General features: G+C 71.9%; 16 protein-coding genes. 8 read left to right on the forward strand and 8 right to left on the reverse strand.

Annotated elements, in window-relative coordinates; genetic code table 11:
- Nucleotides 1-12: 12 nt before the first annotated feature.
- The 3 genes from ACZ3I3_RS18260 (at nt 13) to ACZ3I3_RS18270 (ending at nt 5,058) form a co-directional block, all read left to right on the forward strand.
- A complete protein-coding gene (locus tag ACZ3I3_RS18260; protein WP_467366219.1) occupies nt 13-1,968 on the forward strand; it encodes a Xaa-Pro dipeptidyl-peptidase in 1,956 nt (651 codons plus the stop codon).
- Nucleotides 1,965-3,251 (forward strand): M14 family metallopeptidase, encoded by a 1,287-nt coding sequence (locus ACZ3I3_RS18265; RefSeq protein ID WP_467366221.1) that lies wholly within the window; start codon nt 1,965-1,967, stop codon nt 3,249-3,251. The genes ACZ3I3_RS18260 and ACZ3I3_RS18265 overlap by 4 nt, the downstream gene beginning before the upstream one ends.
- 82 nt (nt 3,252-3,333) lie before the next feature.
- A complete protein-coding gene (locus ACZ3I3_RS18270; RefSeq protein ID WP_467366223.1) occupies nt 3,334-5,058 on the forward strand; it encodes a BCCT family transporter in 1,725 nt (574 codons plus the stop codon).
- Nucleotides 5,059-5,199: 141 nt separating this feature from the next.
- Here the strand turns inward: ACZ3I3_RS18270 and ACZ3I3_RS18275 are convergent, their stop codons facing one another.
- Nucleotides 5,200-6,147 (reverse strand): NAD(P)/FAD-dependent oxidoreductase, encoded by a 948-nt coding sequence (locus tag ACZ3I3_RS18275; RefSeq protein WP_467366225.1) that lies wholly within the window; start codon nt 6,145-6,147, stop codon nt 5,200-5,202.
- A 66-nt stretch (nt 6,148-6,213) separates the two neighbouring features.
- Between ACZ3I3_RS18275 and ACZ3I3_RS18280 the strand changes: the two genes are divergently transcribed.
- Together ACZ3I3_RS18280 and ACZ3I3_RS18285 are read left to right on the forward strand one after the other, a co-directional pair.
- Nucleotides 6,214-7,248: an oxidoreductase gene (locus ACZ3I3_RS18280; protein ID WP_467366227.1), complete on the forward strand. Its 1,035-nt coding sequence runs from the start codon at nt 6,214-6,216 to the stop codon at nt 7,246-7,248.
- 13 nt (nt 7,249-7,261) lie between these two features.
- On the forward strand, nt 7,262-8,902 hold the full coding sequence (locus ACZ3I3_RS18285) for an ABC-F family ATP-binding cassette domain-containing protein (RefSeq protein WP_467366229.1): 1,641 nt from the start codon (nt 7,262-7,264) through the stop codon (nt 8,900-8,902).
- On the opposite strand, the gene ACZ3I3_RS18290 is transcribed toward ACZ3I3_RS18285, so the two are convergent.
- The 4 genes from ACZ3I3_RS18290 to ACZ3I3_RS18305 all read right to left on the reverse strand — a co-directional run bounded on the left by ACZ3I3_RS18290 (nt 8,899) and on the right by ACZ3I3_RS18305 (nt 13,211).
- Complete coding sequence (locus ACZ3I3_RS18290) at nt 8,899-9,456, reverse strand: putative glycolipid-binding domain-containing protein (protein ID WP_467366230.1); 558 nt, start codon at nt 9,454-9,456, stop codon at nt 8,899-8,901. The genes ACZ3I3_RS18285 and ACZ3I3_RS18290 overlap by 4 nt on opposite strands.
- Nucleotides 9,457-9,559: 103 nt before the next feature.
- A complete protein-coding gene (locus ACZ3I3_RS18295; protein ID WP_467366232.1) occupies nt 9,560-11,950 on the reverse strand; it encodes a Tex family protein in 2,391 nt (796 codons plus the stop codon).
- 142 nt (nt 11,951-12,092) lie between these two features.
- Nucleotides 12,093-12,224, reverse strand: coding sequence for an LPFR motif small protein (locus tag ACZ3I3_RS18300; protein ID WP_010042827.1), 132 nt, complete (start codon nt 12,222-12,224; stop codon nt 12,093-12,095).
- 117 nt (nt 12,225-12,341) lie between these two features.
- Entirely contained in the window at nt 12,342-13,211 is an 870-nt protein-coding gene (locus ACZ3I3_RS18305; protein WP_467366235.1) for an SCO6745 family protein, read from the reverse strand.
- Between the two features lie 112 nt (nt 13,212-13,323).
- On the opposite strand from ACZ3I3_RS18305, the gene ACZ3I3_RS18310 reads away from it, so the two are divergent.
- Entirely contained in the window at nt 13,324-14,283 is a 960-nt protein-coding gene (locus tag ACZ3I3_RS18310) for a GlxA family transcriptional regulator (protein WP_467366237.1), read from the forward strand.
- Between the two features lie 28 nt (nt 14,284-14,311).
- Nucleotides 14,312-14,947 (forward strand): DJ-1/PfpI family protein, encoded by a 636-nt coding sequence (locus ACZ3I3_RS18315; RefSeq protein WP_467366239.1) that lies wholly within the window; start codon nt 14,312-14,314, stop codon nt 14,945-14,947.
- Here the strand turns inward: ACZ3I3_RS18315 and ACZ3I3_RS18320 are convergent.
- Complete coding sequence (locus ACZ3I3_RS18320; protein ID WP_467366241.1) at nt 14,934-15,689, reverse strand: enoyl-CoA hydratase/isomerase family protein; 756 nt, start codon at nt 15,687-15,689, stop codon at nt 14,934-14,936. The two genes, ACZ3I3_RS18315 and ACZ3I3_RS18320, sit on opposite strands and share 14 nt — an antisense overlap.
- Before the next feature lie 218 nt (nt 15,690-15,907).
- Between ACZ3I3_RS18320 and ACZ3I3_RS18325 the strand changes: the two genes are divergently transcribed.
- Nucleotides 15,908-16,414 carry an ATP-binding protein gene (locus ACZ3I3_RS18325; RefSeq protein WP_467366437.1) on the forward strand — a complete coding sequence of 169 codons (507 nt, stop codon included), beginning with the start codon at nt 15,908-15,910 and terminating at the stop codon, nt 16,412-16,414.
- A gap of 25 nt (nt 16,415-16,439) precedes the next feature.
- Here ACZ3I3_RS18325 and idi read toward each other — a convergent pair whose 3' ends face one another.
- The gene (gene idi, locus ACZ3I3_RS18330; RefSeq protein ID WP_467366243.1) at nt 16,440-17,033 is read right to left on the reverse strand and encodes an isopentenyl-diphosphate Delta-isomerase; all 594 of its coding nucleotides are present in this window, start codon (nt 17,031-17,033) and stop codon (nt 16,440-16,442) included.
- Nucleotides 17,034-17,357: 324 nt separating this feature from the next.
- The gene (locus ACZ3I3_RS18335) at nt 17,358-18,296 is read right to left on the reverse strand and encodes a cation diffusion facilitator family transporter (protein ID WP_467366245.1); all 939 of its coding nucleotides are present in this window, start codon (nt 18,294-18,296) and stop codon (nt 17,358-17,360) included.
- Nucleotides 18,297-18,333: the final 37 nt, after the last annotated feature.

An 18,333-nucleotide genomic window follows, 5' to 3' on the forward strand; every position in this document is an offset into this window, starting at 1 on the left:
AGCGTCCGGCGCATGCCGAAACGCACGCGCTTCACGACCTGGAGACCGCTCGCGACGGCGGCCACGGCCGCCCTGATGGCCACCCTGCTCACCCCGGCCGCGGCAGAGGCCGCCCCGCGTGAGAGCCGGCCCGTCCACTCGTACGAGAACGCCATCCGCGAGGCCGTCTGGGTGGACACCGGACTCGACGGCGACCGCGACGGCAAGGCCGACCGGGTCGCCGTCGACATCGTCCGCCCCCGCGAACCCGCCCGGCAGGGCCGCAAGGTCCCCGTCATCATGGACGCCAGCCCGTACTACTCCTGCTGCGGGCGCGGCAACGAGAGCCAGAAGAAGACGTACGACGCCAACGGCGACGTCACGCAGATGCCGCTGTACTACGACAACTACTTCGTGCCCCGCGGCTACGCCTTCGTCGGCGTCGACCTGGCCGGAACCAATCGCTCCGACGGGTGCGTCGACGTCGGCGGCCGCTCCGACATCCAGTCCGCGAAGGCCGTCGTCGACTGGCTGAACGGCCGCGCCAAGGCCTACACGACCCGCACCGGCACCACCCGCGCCAAGGCCGCCTGGACCAACGGCAGGACCGGCATGATCGGCAAGAGCTGGGACGGCACCATCGCCAACGGCGTCGCCGCGACCGGCGTCGAGGGCCTGAAGACCATCGTCCCGATCAGTGCCATCTCCTCCTGGTACGACTACTACTTCCAGCAGGGCGCCCCGCTCTACGACTCCGGCCCCGAATGGCTGTCCGACTACGTCAACAGCCCCGACGCCCGGGCCAAGTGCGCCGCCGTACAGCAGAAGCTCGTCGACGGGGCCCCGCGCACCGGCGACTGGACCCCGCTGTGGACCGAGCGCGACTACGTCAGGGCCGCGCGGAAGGTCAAGGCCAGCGTCTTCCTCGTGCACGGCATGCAGGACCTCAACGTGCGGATGAAGCACGTCGGGCAGTGGTGGGACGCCCTCGCGAAGAACGGCGTGGAGCGCAAGATCTGGCTCTCCCAGACCGGCCACGTCGACCCCTTCGACTTCCGCCGCGCGAGCTGGGTCGAGACCCTCCACCGCTGGTTCGACCACGAACTCATGGGCTACGACAACGGCATCGACCGCGAGCCCATGGCCGACATCGAGCGCGCGCCCGACCAGTGGACCACCTCCCGGACCTGGCCGCCGAGCGGCACCCGCGCCGCCACCCTGCGCCCCGACCGGGGGACCCAGGCCGGCGTCGGCAGCCTCGGCCTGCACCGCGGCCACGGCACCCAGACCTTCACGGACGACCCGGAGCTGAGCGAGACCGACTGGGCCGCGCGGATCGACAAGCCGACACCGGAGAAGGCCGGTTTCGTCACCCGGCCGCTCAGCCGGGACCTGCGCCTGTCCGGCTCCTCCGAGGTCACCGTCACCGCGACGCCCTCCACCCCGACGGCCCACCTCTCCGCCGTCCTCGTGGACATCGGGCCCGCCACCATCCGCGACTACGCCGACGGGGGCGAGGGCATCACCACCCTCCCCAACCGCACCTGCTGGGGCGCGAGCACCGCCGGCGACAGCTCCTGCTTCAAGGAGACGAAGGCCAAGGCCGCCGACGTCGGCTACACGATCGTCAGCCGCGGCTGGGCGGACCTCGGCAACCACGCCTCCGACCTGACGGGTGCCCCGCTCACCCCGGGCAAGCGGTACACGATCACCCTCGACCTGGCCGCGACCGACCACGTCGTCCCCGAGGGACACCGCCTGGCGCTGATCGTCGCGGGCACCGACAAGGGCCTCATCGACCCTCCCGCGGACAAGCCCGAGCTGACCGTCGACCTGTCCCGCACCTCGGCGCGCGTCCCGTTCGTCGGCGGAGCCACCGCCTTCGCCCGCGCCACCACGGGCGCCGCGACCACCACCCCCGACGCCACGCCGCTGGACGGCGTACGGGAACCGCGCACCGCTCACCGCGTCCCGGAGGGAACCCAGTGATCCGCCCCACGACCCGAGTCGGAGCCCTGACCCTGACCGCCGCGGCCGTCGCGGCGTCCCTGGCCGCCGTCCCCGCCCAGGCCGTCACCGACTCCCCGCCCCGCACCGGCTTCGAGCAGACGAACGGCGCCCGCTGGACCACCCAGCCCGAGGAGCAGGACTTCCTCAAGGCCGTCGACCGGTCGAGCAGCCGGGTCTCCCTGACCCGCTTCGGCACGACGAAGCAGGGCCGTCCGCTCCAACTGGTCCGCATCGGCACCCACCCGACGCCCAACAAGGTGCTCCTCGTGTGCAGCCAGCACGGCGACGAACCCTCCGGCCGCGAAGCCTGTCTGACCACCGTCCGTGACCTCGCGTACGCCCGTGACAGCCGCACCCGGCGTTTCCTGGACCGCACCACGGTCCTCGTCGTGCCCACCGCCAACCCCGACGGACGGGCCGCCGACACCCGGGGCAACAGCGACGGCGTGGACATCAACCGCGACCACCTGGCGCTCCGGACCGCCGAAGGCCGCGCGCTGGCCAAGCTCCTCCGCGACCAGCGCCCCGACCTCGTCTACGACCTGCACGAGTACGGCGCCACACCCCCGTACTACGACAAGGACCTCTTCGACCTGTGGCCGCGCAACCTCAACACCCATGAGGCGGTCCACGACGAGGCGAAGACCCTGTCCGAGAAGTACGTCCGCCCCGCGGCGCAGCGGGCCGGCCACTCGACCGGCACCTACGGCATCTGGACCGACCCCGAGACCGGAGAGCCGCTCAAACAGGTCGCCGGAGACGGCCAGGAGCGCATTTTGCGCAATATGTCCGGTGTCAAACATGGCATCGGGCTGCTCATCGAGAGCCGCGTGGATCCGCTCACCGAGGCCGAGAAGGCGGACGAGGCGCTGAACAACCGTCGCCGTGTCACCTCCCAACTGGACGCCCTGGGCGGCCTGTTCGGATACGCCGACCAGCGGCGCGGTGCGGTCGAGGCGGCGACGGGCAGGGCCCGTCTCGCGGGCTACGCCGCCAACGGCCCCGTCTACGTCGGCGGCGCCGACAACGACACGCCCGAACCGGCCGAGGTGATCCAGAACCCGCCCTGCGGCTACCGGCTCACGGCCGAGCAGTACGCCGAGGTGGGAGACGAACTCGCGCTGCACGGCGTGCGCGTACGCCGGGACGCGGAGGGTGTGCTCGTACCCCTGCGCCAGTCTCTGCGGGCGCTCGTGCCGCTGCTGCTCGACGAGCGCGGAACGTACCACCTGGCAGCAGGGAATCCGGAAACGCAATGTTGAGGGGGGTGAAATTGCGCCACACGTGGTAGGGGCGTTACGGAGGACTTACGTTCCTCCTATGTCCCGATGAAAGGTGCCGCCTGTGACGCACGACCGACCAAGTGAGAGCGATCACCAAGAGGGGCCCGCGCTTCCGGGTTCGGAAGCGGGGCTCCCTGGTCAGGAACGTCCTAAAACCGACCGAATTGTCTTCGGGGTCACGGCCGTGCTCACCCTCGCCTTCGTGGTCTGGGGAGCGGCGGCGACCGACTCGCTCGAAGACGTCTCCACCAGCATGCTCAGCGGGCTGATGCACAACGGCGGCTGGGCGTTCATGCTCGCGGCCTCCGGCTTCGTCGTGTTCGCCCTCTGGCTCGCGATCAGCCGCTACGGCCGTATCCACCTCGGTGCGGAGGGCGAGGAACCCGAGTTCCGCACGGTGTCCTGGGTCGCGATGATGTTCAGCGCCGGCATGGGCATCGGCCTGATGTTCTACGGCGTGAGCGAGCCGTTGTCGCACTACGGCACGCCCCCGCCGGGCACGAACCCGGCCGACTCCGGTGACCGCATGGAGACGGCCATGGCCACCACCCTGTTCCACTGGACGCTTCACCCGTGGGCGATCTACGCGGTGGTCGGCCTCGCCATCGCCTACAGCACCTTCCGCCGGCGGCGCCGCCAGACCATCAGCGCCGTCTTCACCCCGCTCATCGGCAGGAAGAACGCCAACGGCGGCGTCGGCCGGGCCATCGACATCCTCGCGATCATCGCGACCGTCTTCGGCTCCGCCGCCTCGCTGGGCCTCGGCGCGCTCCAGATCGGCTCCGGTGTGCAGGAGCTGAAGTGGATGGACAAGGTGAGCACCGGGCTGCTCGTCACGATCATCGCGGTGCTGACCCTGGCCTTCGTCGCGTCCGCGATCTCGGGTGTGGAGAAGGGCATCCAGTGGCTGTCCAACACCAACATGGTGCTGGCGCTGGTGCTCGCCCTGTTCGTGTTCGTGGCCGGCCCGACCATCATCGTCCTCGACCTGCTGCCCACCTCCGTCTTCGCCTACCTCGGCGACCTGCCCCAGCTGGCCGGCCGGACCGAGGCGAGCGGCGGCGAGGGCGTCCCCGACTGGCTGAGCAGCTGGACGGTCTTCTACTGGGCGTGGTGGATCTCCTGGACGCCCTTCGTCGGCATGTTCATCGCCCGCATCAGCCGCGGCCGCACCATCCGCCAGTTCGTCGGCGGCGTCATCCTCGTGCCCAGCACGGTCAGCCTGATCTGGTTCGCGATCTTCGGTGGCTCGGCGATGAAGATGCAGCAGCAGGGGCAGCTCGGCAAGGAGGCCACCCCGGAGGGGCAGCTCTTCGGTGTGCTCCAGCAGTTCCCCATCGCGACCGCCACGAGCCTGCTCGTGATGGTCCTCGTCGGCATCTTCTTCGTCTCGGGCGCCGACGCGGCCTCGATCGTCATGGGCACCCTGTCGCAGAAGGGCGCGCTCGAACCGGGCCGGTTCGTCGTGGTGTTCTGGGGCGTGGTCACCGGTGCGGTGGCCGCGATCATGCTCCTGGTCGGCAGCGGCCAGGGCGACGCGCTGACCGGTCTGCAGAACCTCACGATCCTCGCGGCGGCGCCGTTCGTCATCGTGATGATCTTCATGTGTGTCGCCCTGATGCGCGACCTTCGCCGCGACCCGGTGATCGTGCGTGAGCAGATGGGATCCGAAGCCGTCGAAATGGCCGTCATGGAAGGCCACAAGAAGTACGACGGCGAGTTCGAGTTCCGTGTCGGCCCGGGCCGCGGCCCGGACGTGGAGGGAGACCCGATCGGCAAGCACTGACCCGACCGCCCCAGCCGTTTGACCTCGACGCCCCCGGCCGCCATCGGCCGGGGGCGTCAAGGTCAAGCAGCCAAGGTCAAGCAGCCAAGGTCAAGCAGGGAGGCCGAGCAGCCCAGGTCCGGCAGCCCACGGCCGGCGGTCCTAGCCGACCAGCCGGGCGGCCTCCTCGGCGCACCCCCAGGCCACCGTCACACCCGCACCGCCGTGGCCGTAGTTGTGGATCAGTACCCGGCCGTCCGGCAGGGTGTCGCGCTCCAGGCGGACGGCCGGGCGGGTCGGGCGCAGCCCCACCCGGTGTTCCAGTACCCGCGCCCCGGCGATCTCCGGCCGCAGCGCCGCACAGCGGCGGATGATCGCCTCGGCCGTCGCGGGGTCGGGCTCCAGCGACCACGCGTCCTCCTCCGCCGTACCGCCGAGGACGAGCCCGCCCGGCTGCGGGAACATGTACGCGTACTCGCCGGCCGCGTCGGTGGAGACCAGCCAGGTGTCGATCCCCGGGTTCTCCACGACGACCAACTGCCCGCGCACGGGCCGCACGGACGGATCCGGCACCAGCTCCCGCGCGGCGAGCCCCGTGCAGTTGACCACGACCGGCGCGTCGGCCTCCGCGAGCCCGGACACCGTACGGGCCTCGACCACACCGCCTGCCGCCGCCAACCGCTCCCGCAGCCACGGCAGATGAACCGGCATGTCGACGAGCGGCAACCGTGCCCGCAGCCCCGACCCCGCGTACTCCTCGGACGTGGTCGCCCGCAGCTCCGGCACCCGCCCCGCCAGCCACCCGTCGACCTCGTCGAGACGCGTCTCGCCCAGTACCCCTTCGACCAGGCGTACGCCGCTCGCCCCGGACCCCGCGGCCAGCTCCTCGTACACCTCCAGCGACCGCAGAGCCCACTCCCGCGCCAGCGCGAGCGGCTCGATCCGGTACGGCCACCACAGCGCCCCCGCGACGGCCGACGTCGTCGCCTCGACGCGGTCCCGCGTCCACACCCGTACCCGCCGCCCCCGCTCGGCGAGAACCACCGCGGTCGTCAGCCCGACCACCCCGCCACCGACCACCACGATCTCGTCACCGCGCTCATCAACCATGCCCGGACCGTAGCGGAATGTGTCATGCCGTGCTCACATCACCCGCGGTGTGGGGATACTCACCGTATGTGTGCCGAGTACACGACCTTCGGCCTGGCACCCGCGATGCGGGCCGGCGGAGTCCTCACCGACGGTGGTTACCAGGTCCACCGGGACTTCGTGGACTTCATCGTCGACGGACGCCCGCTGCTGTTCCGGCTCTCCGACCTCGACGCGGTCTCCCCGCTCGCCTCCGACGTACCGCCCGCGATCTTCACCGCGCAGGTCCGCAGCCTGCTCCTGGAAAGCCCGGCACCGCTGCCCGGCGGCCGGTACGTCGTCTACGGCTGTCCCGAGTGCGAGGACCTGGCCTGCGGCGCCGTCACCGCCCTCATCCAGCGGGACGGCGAGGACGTCATCTGGCGGGACTTCGCCTGGCAGACCGACGAACACGCCGACCTGGAGCTCAACGGCTACCACGGCATCGGCCCGTTCCGCTTCCGCGGCGCCGAGTACCGCGCGGCGCTGAGCGCCCTGCTGAAGGGCTCCGCCGCGGACACCCGCCGCCGGGTCCTGCTGATCGGCGCCCGCGTCGCCGTCCTGGCCAGGCTCGCCGCGGCGCTGCGCACCATCGGGGTGGGCGCCGACATCGCCCACGACGCCGACAACGTGCCCGCCGACGAACTGCGCGGCTACGGCGCCGTCGCCTTCGCACCGGGGGCCGGCGAGCAGGAACGCGCATCCGTCCGCCGGGCCTTCACACACGCCGGCGTCCCGGCCGCCTGCATCGACGGTCTGGCCCCGATCGTCCCGCTCCTCGTCGCCCAGATCGAACACGCCCTGGACCGCAGCCCGTTGGAGCAGCGTCGCCTCACCGGCCTGACCGCCACCGACGGCGAGGCCGACGTCGAGGTCACCTCCGCCTGCCGGGTCACCCTCACCGCGTACCGCCTCGACCGGCTCTCCCGCACCCACACCCACGAGATCTTCGACGGCGTCCTGGACCCGGGCAGGCACCGCATCGCACTCGACGCCAAGGCGGTCAGGGGCCGGTCCTTCGTCGTGGCGCGCACGTCCGGAGGCGTCCTGGTGACGGCCGTCACCCATGGAGAGGCCCATTAGGATCGGCACTCTGATGACTGCCACCCTCGTCGCCAAGAACCTCGCCGCCGGCCACGGCGACCGCTCCCTGTTCGCCGGACTCGACCTCGTCGTCGCGCCCGGCGACGTGATCGGCCTGGTCGGAGCCAACGGCGCCGGCAAGTCCACCCTGCTCAGGATGCTCGCCGGACTCACCGCCCCCGAGCAGGGCGAGCTGCGCCTGTCCCCGCCGACCGCCACCGTCGGCCACCTGCCCCAGGAGCCGGAGCGCCGCCCCGGCGAGACCGTACGGGCGTTCCTGGCCCGCCGCACCGGCGTCGCCGAGGCCCAGCGGACCATGGACGAGGCGACCCAGGCCCTGGTCGACGGGGCGCCCGGCGCCGACGACGCCTACGCCACGAGCCTGGAGCGCTGGCTCGGACTCGGCGGCGCCGACCTCGACGAACGCGCCGAGGAAGTCGCCGACTCGCTGGGCCTCGCGGTCGATCTGGACCAGCTGATGACGTCGCTGTCCGGCGGCCAGGCCGCCCGCGCCGGCCTCGCCTCCCTGCTCCTGTCCCGCTACGACGTCTTCCTCCTCGACGAGCCCACCAACGACCTCGACCTGGACGGCCTGGAGCGCCTCGAACGCTTCGTGAGCGGGCTGCGCGCCGGGACGGTGGTCGTCAGCCACGACCGCGAGTTCCTCACCCGCACGGTCACCAAGGTCCTCGAACTCGACCTCGCCCAGCGTCAGATCAACCTCTACGGCGGTGGCTACGAGGCCTATCTGGAAGAGCGGGAGGTCGCGCGCAGGCACGCCCGCGACGAGTTCGAGGAGTACGCCGACAAGAAGTCGGCCCTCCAGGACCGCGCGCAGATGCAGCGCTCGTGGATGGACAAGGGCGTGAAGAACGCGCGCCGCAAGGCGGGCAACGACAACGACAAGATCGGCCGCAAGTTCCGCAGCGAGGCCAGCGAGAAGCAGGCCGCGAAGGCCCGGCAGACCCAGCGCATGATCGAGCGGCTGGACGTCGTCGAGGAGCCCCGCAAGGAGTGGGAGCTGCGCATGGAGATCGCGTCGGCCCCGCGCTCGGGCGCCGTCGTCGCGACGCTGCGGGACGCCGAGGTGCGCCGCGGCGGCTTCGTCCTCGGTCCGGTGTCCCTCCAGATCGACTGGGCGGACCGGGTGGCGGTGACGGGCGCGAACGGCGCCGGCAAGTCCACCCTGCTCGCCGCCCTGCTCGGCCGCGTCCCGCTCGACGCCGGGCACGCGGCTCTCGGCTCGGGCGTCCTGCTCGGCGAGGTCGACCAGGCCCGCAAGCTGTTCCACGGCCAGGAGCCCTTGATGGACGCCTTCCGCGCGGCCGTCCCGGACACCGACCCGGCCGAGGTCCGCACCCTCCTGGCCAAGTTCGGCCTCAAGTCGCACCACGTCCTGCGCCCCGCGGCGACCCTCTCCCCGGGCGAGCGCACCAGAGCGGCCCTGGCGCTGCTCCAGGGCCGCGGCGTCAACCTCCTGGTCCTCGACGAGCCGACCAACCACCTCGACCTGCCCGCCATCGAGCAGCTGGAGTCCGCGCTCGACTCCTACGAGGGCACCCTCCTGCTGGTCACCCACGACCGCCGCATGCTCGACGCCGTACGCGTCACACGCCGCATCGAGGTGGCGAACGGCAAGGTGACCGAGCGCTAACGAGTCGTCAGCCGACTGGCCAGCGAGGGGTACTCCACGACGTACCCCTCCTCGTCCATCTCCAGGTCGCTGCGGAAGTCGCCGGAGGCGTACCGGACCCGCCCGGGGCCGAGATGCGTGTACGTCTGCCGGGACGGCCGCACCGCCGGCTCCGGCACCGACACCCAGGCCATCAGGAACTCCCGTTCACCGGGCGCCCGATGCAGCCCGTGCCGGAGCACCGGCATGGTGTTGGTGAGCGGGCACAGCCCCAAGTCGCAGTCGAGGGCGCCGTCGACACCGGGCAGCGGCTCGCCGTTCCCGGTCCACCTGCCATGGCCGTCGTGCCGCAGGTCGAGAACGCGTTCCTGCGTGGCTGTCTCCACCCTGACGCTCAGCCGCCGGGTCACGAACCCGTCAGCGGTTTCGAGCTCGTACGAGACCCAGTACGGCTCGGGGACGGTCCCGACAGCCCGCCCGCGCGCCCGCAGCACCCCGCCCCCGAGCTCGACCCAGGCGGTCTCGACCCCCCGGCTCGCGGACACGTCCCAGGTGATGACACGCGAAGCAGACATACCGGCCACTCTAGATCTGAAAGGGCGCGCAGCGCCCCTTTCAGGGGCGCGGGGAACTGCGCGACCAGCCACAACGGCCCCGCAGCTCCCCACAGCCGAACCGTCAACGCTTGCCGTTCTTGGGGTCGACCAGGCCCGCCCGGCGCAACGCGTCGGCCATCGCCCCGTTGGCAGGCGGAGGCGCCTGACGCGAACCGCCACCGCCACCGCCACCACGGCGCCCGGCGGCGCCGCCCTGCCGCTGCTGCGGCGGACGCCCGCCCCGCTGCCGGCGCTCGCCGGAGCCGCCGCCCTGCCCCTGCGGAGCCGCCTCGTCGTCCAGACGCAGCGTCAGCGAGATCCGCTTGCGCGGGATGTCGACGTCGAGGACCTTCACCTTGACGATGTCCCCGGGCTTCACCACGTCCCGCGGGTCCTTGACGAACGTCTTCGACATCGCGGACACGTGCACCAGACCGTCCTGGTGGACCCCGACGTCCACGAACGCGCCGAACGCGGCGACGTTCGTCACGACGCCCTCAAGGACCATCCCGGACGCCAGGTCGGAGATCTTCTCCACGCCCTCCTTGAAGACGGCCGTCTTGAAGGCCGGACGCGGGTCGCGGCCGGGCTTCTCCAGCTCCTTGAGGATGTCGGTGACCGTCGGCAGACCGAACGTCTCGTCCACGAAGTCCTGCGGCTTCAGCGAGCGCAGCACCGCAGTGTTGCCGATGAGCCCCGCGACCTCCTGCCCGGCGGTCTTCACCATGCGCCGGACCACCGGGTACGCCTCCGGGTGCACGCTGGACGCGTCCAGCGGGTCACCGCCGCGGATCCGCAGGAAGCCCGCGCACTGCTCGTAGGCCTTCGGGCCCAGCCGCGCCACCTTCTTCAGCTCACCGCGGGACTTGAACGGGCCGTTGGCGTCCCGGTGCGACACGATGTTCTCGGCGAGCCCGGAGGTGATGCCGGAGACCCGGGCGAGCAAGGGGGCCGACGCCGTGTTGACGTCCACGCCCACGCCGTTCACACAGTCCTCCACCACCGCGTCCAGCGAACGCGACAGCTTCACCTCGGACAGGTCGTGCTGGTACTGGCCGACACCGATCGACTTCGGGTCGATCTTCACCAGCTCGGCCAGCGGGTCCTGGAGCCGCCGGGCGATCGACACGGCACCGCGCAGCGACACGTCCATGTCGGGCAGCTCCTGCGAGGCGAAGGCGGACGCCGAGTACACGGACGCGCCGGCCTCGGACACCATCACCTTCGTGAGCTTCAGCTCCGGGTGCTTGGTGATCAGTTCCCCGGCGAGCTTGTCGGTCTCGCGGGACGCCGTGCCGTTGCCGATGGCGATCAGCTCGACCGCGTGCTCCTCGGCGAGCCGGGCCAGCTTCGCGATGGCCTCGTCCCACCGGTTGGCCGGGACGTGCGGATGGATCACGTCCGTGGCGACGACCTTGCCGGTCGCGTCGACGACGGCGACCTTCACACCCGTACGGAAACCCGGGTCGAGGCCGAGCGTCGCGCGCGTGCCCGCGGGGGCGGCGAGCAGCAGGTCGCGCAGGTTGGCCGCGAAGACCCGCACCGCCTCGTCCTCGGCGGCCGTGCGCAGCCGCAGCCTGAGGTCGATGCCGAGGTGGACGAGGATGCGGGTGCGCCAGGCCCAGCGGACCGTGTCCAGCAGCCACTTGTCGCCGGGGCGGCCCCGGTCGGCGATCCCGAACCGGTGCGCGACCGTCCCCTCGTACGACGACGGGCCGTCGGTCGGTTCCTCGGGCTCCAGGACGAGGTCGAGGACCTCCTCCTTCTCGCCGCGCAGCATCGCCAGGATGCGGTGCGAGGGGAGCTCCGTGAACGGCTCGGCGAAGTCGAAGTAGTCGGCGAACTTCGCGCCCGCCTCCTCCTTGCCCTCTCGCACCTTGGCGGCCAGCCGCCCGCGCACCCACATGCGCTCGCGCAGCTCGCCGATCAGGTCGGCGTCCTCCGAGAACCGCTCGGTGAGGATCGCCCGGGCGCCGTCGAGGGCCGCCTGCGGATCGGCCACGCCCTTGTCGGCGTCGACGAACGCGGCGGCCGCGGCGAGGGGCTCGACGGTCGGATCGCCGAGCAGCCCCTCCGCCAGCGGCTCGAGACCGGCCTCGCGCGCGATCTGCGCCTTGGTGCGCCGCTTGGGCTTGTACGGGAGGTAGATGTCCTCCAGGCGCGCCTTGGTCTCCGCGCCCCGGATCCGCGCCTCGAGTTCCTCGGTGAGCTTGCCCTGCTCGCGCACCGAGTCCAGGATCGCCGTCCGACGCTCCTCCAGCTCCCGCAGGTAGCGCAGCCGCTCCTCGACGGTGCGCAGTTGCGCATCGTCGAGCATCTCGGTCGCTTCCTTGCGGTAGCGGGCGATGAAGGGCACCGTAGAACCGCTGTCGAGCAGCTCCACGGCAGCCCTGACCTGCCGCTCCCGTACGCCGAGCTCCTCGGCGATCCTGCCTTCGATGGACCCTGCTGCGAGGGTCCCGGGTGTCGTCACGATCCCGTACCGCCTTCTCCACTGAGGTTGCGCGGCAATTGTGGCAGGTGACACCGACACTCGGGGTCAGGGCGGCACCGGGCAGGTCGGGACGGTTCCTGTCAGAATCCGCGGTCACACCCCGCGGCTCGGGCGCCGCCGCTCAGACCCTGCGGCTGCGGGTGGAGGACGAAGCGCCGCCGAAAAGCCGGGCCAGCGCCCGGAAGGGCAGCGTCACGACGGTGGCGATGGCGCCGCCGATCTGGCGCAGCACGTCTGCAATGGCACGGAACACGTGATTCCCCTTTCTCCTCTCCCGACCGCAGCGGCCGGGAGGGACCGGGTACCTCACCAAGACCTCACCATGCGTCACGGCCGAACACGTGTACCGGGGACCGTGCGCGGCGCCCGGTCAGCGCTTGCCGAGCAGATTCGCCGGATACGCCCCGGCCTTGAGCGCGGCCTGCGTGAACGCCGCCCCCAGCTCGGTCAGCCGGGCCACCCCCTCCACGCCCAGGTGCTCGTACGGGGCCCGGTCCAGGCGGTCCGTCTCCTGCTCGATCTCCTCGCGCAGGGCGACACCGCGCTCGGTGAGTTCGCCCATGGAGTCCAGCAGCCCGCGCTCACGCAGCCGGCCCGTCGCCGCGTCCCAGTCCTCCTGGCTCCAGCCGCGGGTGCCGAAGACCCACTTCGGTGTCATGCCCTTGCCCGTCGCCGTGTGGGTGACCATGGCCTCCAGCCCGTCCAGTCCCGCGGACATCAGCACGGCCAGATGCCCGTCGCCCCGGTGTTCGCGCAGCAGGGTCGCGGCGTGCCAGTACGCGAGATGCGGCTCCTCGGGCACGGGCAGGTCGGCATGGGCGGCATACAGAGGGCGCGCCCCGCGCGAACAGGCCTCGGCGGCACGCAGCGCGAGCCGCGCGGCCTCGGCCATACCGGCCGACGCCACGGCCTCTTCGCCCAGCAGACGGCGCAGCGTCGCGTCGACCGCACGCAGGCGTGCCGCCAGCACCTGGCCGGGCGTCGCGGTCTCCCACACCGCCGGCACATGCCGGGCCACGAGCTCGTACTTGTAGTTGTAGAAGGCCGCGGCCACCGCCCCGGCCCCGACCGGCCCGAGGGCGGCGGCGCGCACGGCGAAGTTCACGGCCCGGGGGTCGGTGACGCCGACAGCACCCAGTTCCCGGCCCACATCGGGCGAGAAGTAGTGCGTGGAGTGCAGGGAGTTGAGCACGTTGTGGCAGCGTCGGCCGGCGCGCGGCTCAAGGGCGGCAGTTGTCATGCCCGGCAGGTTACCAACCGCTTGGTATGCCTTCCATGGCCGTGTCTTCATGGCAGAAAAGGTGGGGAACTCGTCATTGCGGCCACGATGCGGCCCCCGAAGAATCGACGGCATGGCCCCGCGCACCGTTCTCGCCGTCCTCTTCGAGGGCGTGCAGAGCCTCGACGTCACCGGGCCCGTGGAGGTCTTCGCGGGCGCGGACCTGCTCTCACCGGGCGCGTACCGGATCCGCACGGCGTCCCTCGACGGCGCGCCCGTACGGACCACCAGCGGTCTGACCCTCGTGCCCGACGTGTCCCTGGCCACCGCGCCCGACCCGGACATCCTCCTCGTCCCCGGCGGAACGGGCTCCCTGTGCCCCGACCCGCGCCTGGTCGGCTGGGTGCGCGAGCACGGGCCGCGCGCCGCCCGGCTGGTCTCCGTGTGCACCGGCGCCGCCGTGCTCGCCGCGGCCGGCCTGCTGGACGGCCGCCGGGCCACGACCCACTGGGCGTACTGCGACCGGCTCGCCCGTGACCACCCGGCCGTCGAGATCGACCCCGACCCCGTCTACGTCCGCGACGGACACATCGCCACGTCGGCCGGGGTGACCGCCGGCATCGACCTCGCCCTCGCCCTGGTGGAGGAGGACCTGGGCCGGGACGCCGCCCTCACCGTCGCCCGCCACCTGGTCGTGTTCCTTCGCCGGCCCGGGAACCAGGCCCAGTTCAGCGCCCAGCTCGCGGCCCAGAGCGCCCACCGCGAGCCCCTGCGGGAGGTCCAGCGCTTCATCGCCGAACACCCCGGCGCCGACCTCTGCGTCGAGGCCCTCGCCGCCCGCGCCCGCCTGTCGCCCCGGCACTTCGCCCGCGCCTTCCGGTCCGAGACCGGTATGACGCCGGGCCGGTACGTGGACCGGGTCCGCCTCGAACACGCCCGCCGTCTGCTGGAGGACACCGCCGACGGCATCGAGGAGATCTCCCGCACCAGCGGCTACGGCACCCCGGAAGCCATGCGCCGGGCCTTCGTCAAGGCTCTGGGCACGCCTCCGGCCGAGTACCGCGGCCGCTTCCGCACCGCGACGACGCCCTGACCCCACCACACCCGACCGGAAGGGCCCCATGCAGATCGCCATCGTCCTCTACGACCGCTTCACCGCCCTCGACGCCGTGGGCCCCTACGAGACCCTCGGCCGGCTCCCGGACGCGGAGACCGTCTTCGTCGCCGAGGAGCGCGGCCCCGTACGGAACGAGTCCGGCAACCTCGCTCTCGTCGCCGACCGGACCCTGGCCGAGGTACCGAACCCCGACATCATCGTGGTCCCCGGCGGTCCGGGCCCCCTCCCGCTGGCGGCGGACGGACCCCTGCTGACCTGGCTGCGCTCCGCCGACGCCGGCAGCACCTGGACGACGTCCGTGTGCACCGGCTCCCTGCTGCTCGCCGCCGCCGGACTCCTCCGGGGCCGCCGCGCGACCTCCCACTGGCTGGCCCTGGAGGAGCTGAAGCGCCACGGCGCCGAGCCGACGGGGGAGCGGGTCGTCACGGACGGCAAGTACGTCACGGCGGCCGGCGTCTCCGCCGGCATCGACATGGGGCTGGCCCTGCTGGGCCGGATCGCGGGCGACACCCACGCGCAGATCGTCCAGCTCGCCACCGAGTACGACCCTCAGCCGCCCTACGACGCGGGATCACCCGAGAAGGCCCCCGCGCACCTCGTCGAACTGGTCCGCTCGCACTCCGGCATCATCCTGACCTAGGCGCAGTCCAGCCGAACCGGGGCTGCCTGCGCTCCAGGAACGCGGCGACGCCCTCCGCGGTGTCGCCGCTCTCGCGTGCCCGTGCGGCCCAGTGCGCGTCGCGGTCCGTGCGGCCGTTCGCGAACTCCTTGGCCGCGGCCTGCGTCAGCTGCGAACGGGAGGCCAGGGTCCGGGTGAACTCGGCGACCCGCTTGCCCAGTTCGCCCTCGGGCAGCACCTCGTCGGCCAGGCCGGTGCGCAGCGCCCGCTCCGCGTCGATCAGTTCACCCGAGAACAGCAGGTACTTGGCGGTGGCCGGACCGACCAGGGAGACCAGCCGCCTGGTCGAGGACGCCGGGTAGACGATGCCGAGCTTCGCGGGTGTCACGCCGAACAGCGCCTCCTCCTCGGCGAACCGCAGATCACAGGCCGCCGCCAACTGAGCCCCGCCGCCCACACAGTGCCCGCGCACCGCCGCCAGCGTCGGCTTCGGGAACGCGGCGAGCGCCTCCTCCGCCTCCACGGCCTGCCGCTGCGCCTCCTCCGGCGAGCCCCGCAGGGTCGAGATGTCGGCCCCGGCGCAGAACGTCCCGCCCTCGCCGGTGAGCACCAGAGCCCGCACGGCCGGATCGCCCGCGAGCCGCTCCAGCAGCGGCGGCAGGGAACGCCACATCGCGGCCGTCATGGCGTTGCGCTTCTCGGGATGGCGGATGACGACCGTCGCGACCGAGTCGGTCACGCTGTACAGCAACTGCGGCTCCATGCGCCGGATGCTATCCGGATGCCAAACCCGTACAACCCGAATAGTTCGCCGAGACGGCACAACAGGGACAGGACCAGTCCCACAACTGACCGTGTCATACGCCAACGGTCAGAAGTGCTCGATAGTTGCTGACTTCTGTTCAGCCCTGGGGTAGGGAGCGCATCCTTACCAACACTCGGGGTGTGGCGACAATCGAGCGCGAGGGTGGCGACCGGACGATGGACAACGACGGGCGTGGGTTCGGCCCACGCCCAGAGGGCGGCGCGGCGCCCCTCGGCCCCGGGCCCGCGGATCCGCTGCCGTACGAAGGGGTCTGGCGGTTCACCGCACCCGCGGTCGACGCCTCGGTGCCGCAGGCGCGGCACGCCGTACGGGACCTGCTGATGCGTCAGGGGGTGCCCGTCTCGGACGATCTGGCCCAGGGGCTGCTGCTGATCGTCTCGGAACTGGTGACGAACGCCGTGAAGCACGCGGCGGTGCTCTCCCCGACCATCGCCGTCGAACTGGCCGTCGGTGCCGAGTGGCTGCGTGTGGCCGTGGAGGACAACCACCCCTACCGGCCGACCGCACTGGAGACCGACCACGGCCGGACCGGCGGCCGCGGACTGCTGCTGGTGCGGGAGATCACCCGGGAGGCGGGCGGGGTGTGCGAGGTCGACCACACCGCGAGCGGCGGCAAGGTGATCTGGGCCACCCTGCCGCTCAAACCCATGCGCTTCCCCTAGGAATCCCGGTTCGCCAGGGCCGTCGTCACCAGCCGGCCGATGTGCCGGTCAGTTCCCTGATCGCCGGCCGGGCCGCGTCCAGGACGGTCATGAACCAGGACGAGAAGGTGTCCTTGGCGTGCCGCTCCGCCAGCTCGGGCGGGGTCACGAACGCCGTCGACGCCACCTCCTGAGGATCCGGCCGCAGCACGGCCTGCACCATCCCGACGAAGAGGTGGTTGTACTCCTGCTCCACCAGACCGGACTCCGGGTCCGGGTGGTTGTAGCGGACCGTGCCCGCCTCGGCCAGCAGGGACGGGGACGCGCCGAGTTCCTCGAAGGTCCGCCGCGCCGCCGCCGCGAAGGGCGCCTCACCGGGGTACGGGTGGCCGCAGCAGGTGTTCGACCACACACCGGGGGAGTGGTACTTGCCCAGCGCCCGCTGCTGGAGCAGCAGCCGGCCGTACTCGTCGAAGAGGAACACTGAGAACGCGCGGTGCAACTGCCCGGGTGGCTGATGGGCGGCGAGCTTCTCCGCGGTGCCGATCGTCACGCCGTCCTCGTCGACCAGTTCCAGCAAAATCGCGTCTGCGGTGCCGTTCGACGGGCTGTGCGTCGCGGTGGCAGGTGTGATCGGCATACCCATCCTTCACATCGGTCTTCGCGCCCCAAGTCTGCCGTACGAATCCGGCACTCCCGGCACTTCGCGACGCGCCCGCATGTCCCGCGCGGTGGCGCGGAGCGCGGCGTCGTCGCTCGGCCCCCCGGAAGAGGGACCCAGTAGGGGATCGTGCCCGGCGCGGTGGGCCGAAAATCGTCCCCGCCGGTGCGGTGAGAGCCAGGGCGCGGGCGCGCGCCGGAGGGCTGCGTACCCCGGCGCACTCCGAGCGCAATGCGCCCCACCAGCGACATCAGCGCCAGAAGTCTCAGAGGTCTCAGAGGTCTCAGAGGCGGGCGGAGCGCGTCAGTGACAGAGGCGCGCCTCGTGCTCCGCGTGGCCGCCCGGCTCCAGCTGGAAGGTGCAGTGCTCCACGTCGAAGTGGCCGCCGAGGCAGTCCTGGAGCTCGTGAAGCATCTTCTCGTGACCGATCGCGCTCAGGACGTCCGAGCTGACGACCACGTGCGCCGACAGCACCGGCATACCGGAGGTGATCGTCCAGGCGTGCAGGTCGTGGACGTCCTCCACCCCGTCGGTCGCCAGGATGTGGGCCCGCACCTCCGCCATGTCGACACCCTTGGGCGCCGCCTCCAGCAGGACGTTCAGGGTCTCGCGCAGCAGCTTCACCGTGCGCGGCACGATCATCAGCGCGATGACGAGCGAGGCGATCGGGTCGGCGGCCTGCCAGCCGGTGAACATGATCACCAGGGCGGAGACGATCACCGTGACCGAACCCAGGGCGTCCGCCGCCACCTCCAGGAAGGCGCCGCGGACGTTCAGGCTCTCCTTCTGGCCGCGCATCAGCAGCGCCAGCGACACCATGTTGGCGACCAGGCCGATGACACCGAACACGACAGCGAGGTGGCCCTCGGTGTCCGCCGGAGTGACGAAGCGCTGGACCGACTCGTACAGGACGTACCCGCCGACCCCGAGCAGCAGCAGACAGTTGGCCAGGGCGGCGAGTATCTCGGCGCGGGCGTAGCCGAAGGTCGCCTGGTCGCTGGGCGGGCGGTTCGCGAAGTGGATCGCGAGCAGCGCCATGCCCAGGCCCAGCGAGTCCGTCGCCATGTGCGCCGAGTCCGCGACCAGCGCGAGCGAGTCGGCGAGCAGCCCGCCGACGATCTGGACGACCACGATGCCGAGCGTGATCGCCAGCGCGACCCGCAGCCTGCCGCGGTACGCCGAGGTCGCCGTACCATCGGCCGGCGCGCCGTGCGCGTGCCCGTGATCGTGCCCAGCCCCCATGAAAGCCGCCCTCCCGTGTTCATCCGATTGTCGCTCT

The sequence above is a fragment of the Streptomyces sp. NPDC016851 genome, assembly GCF_055562795.1.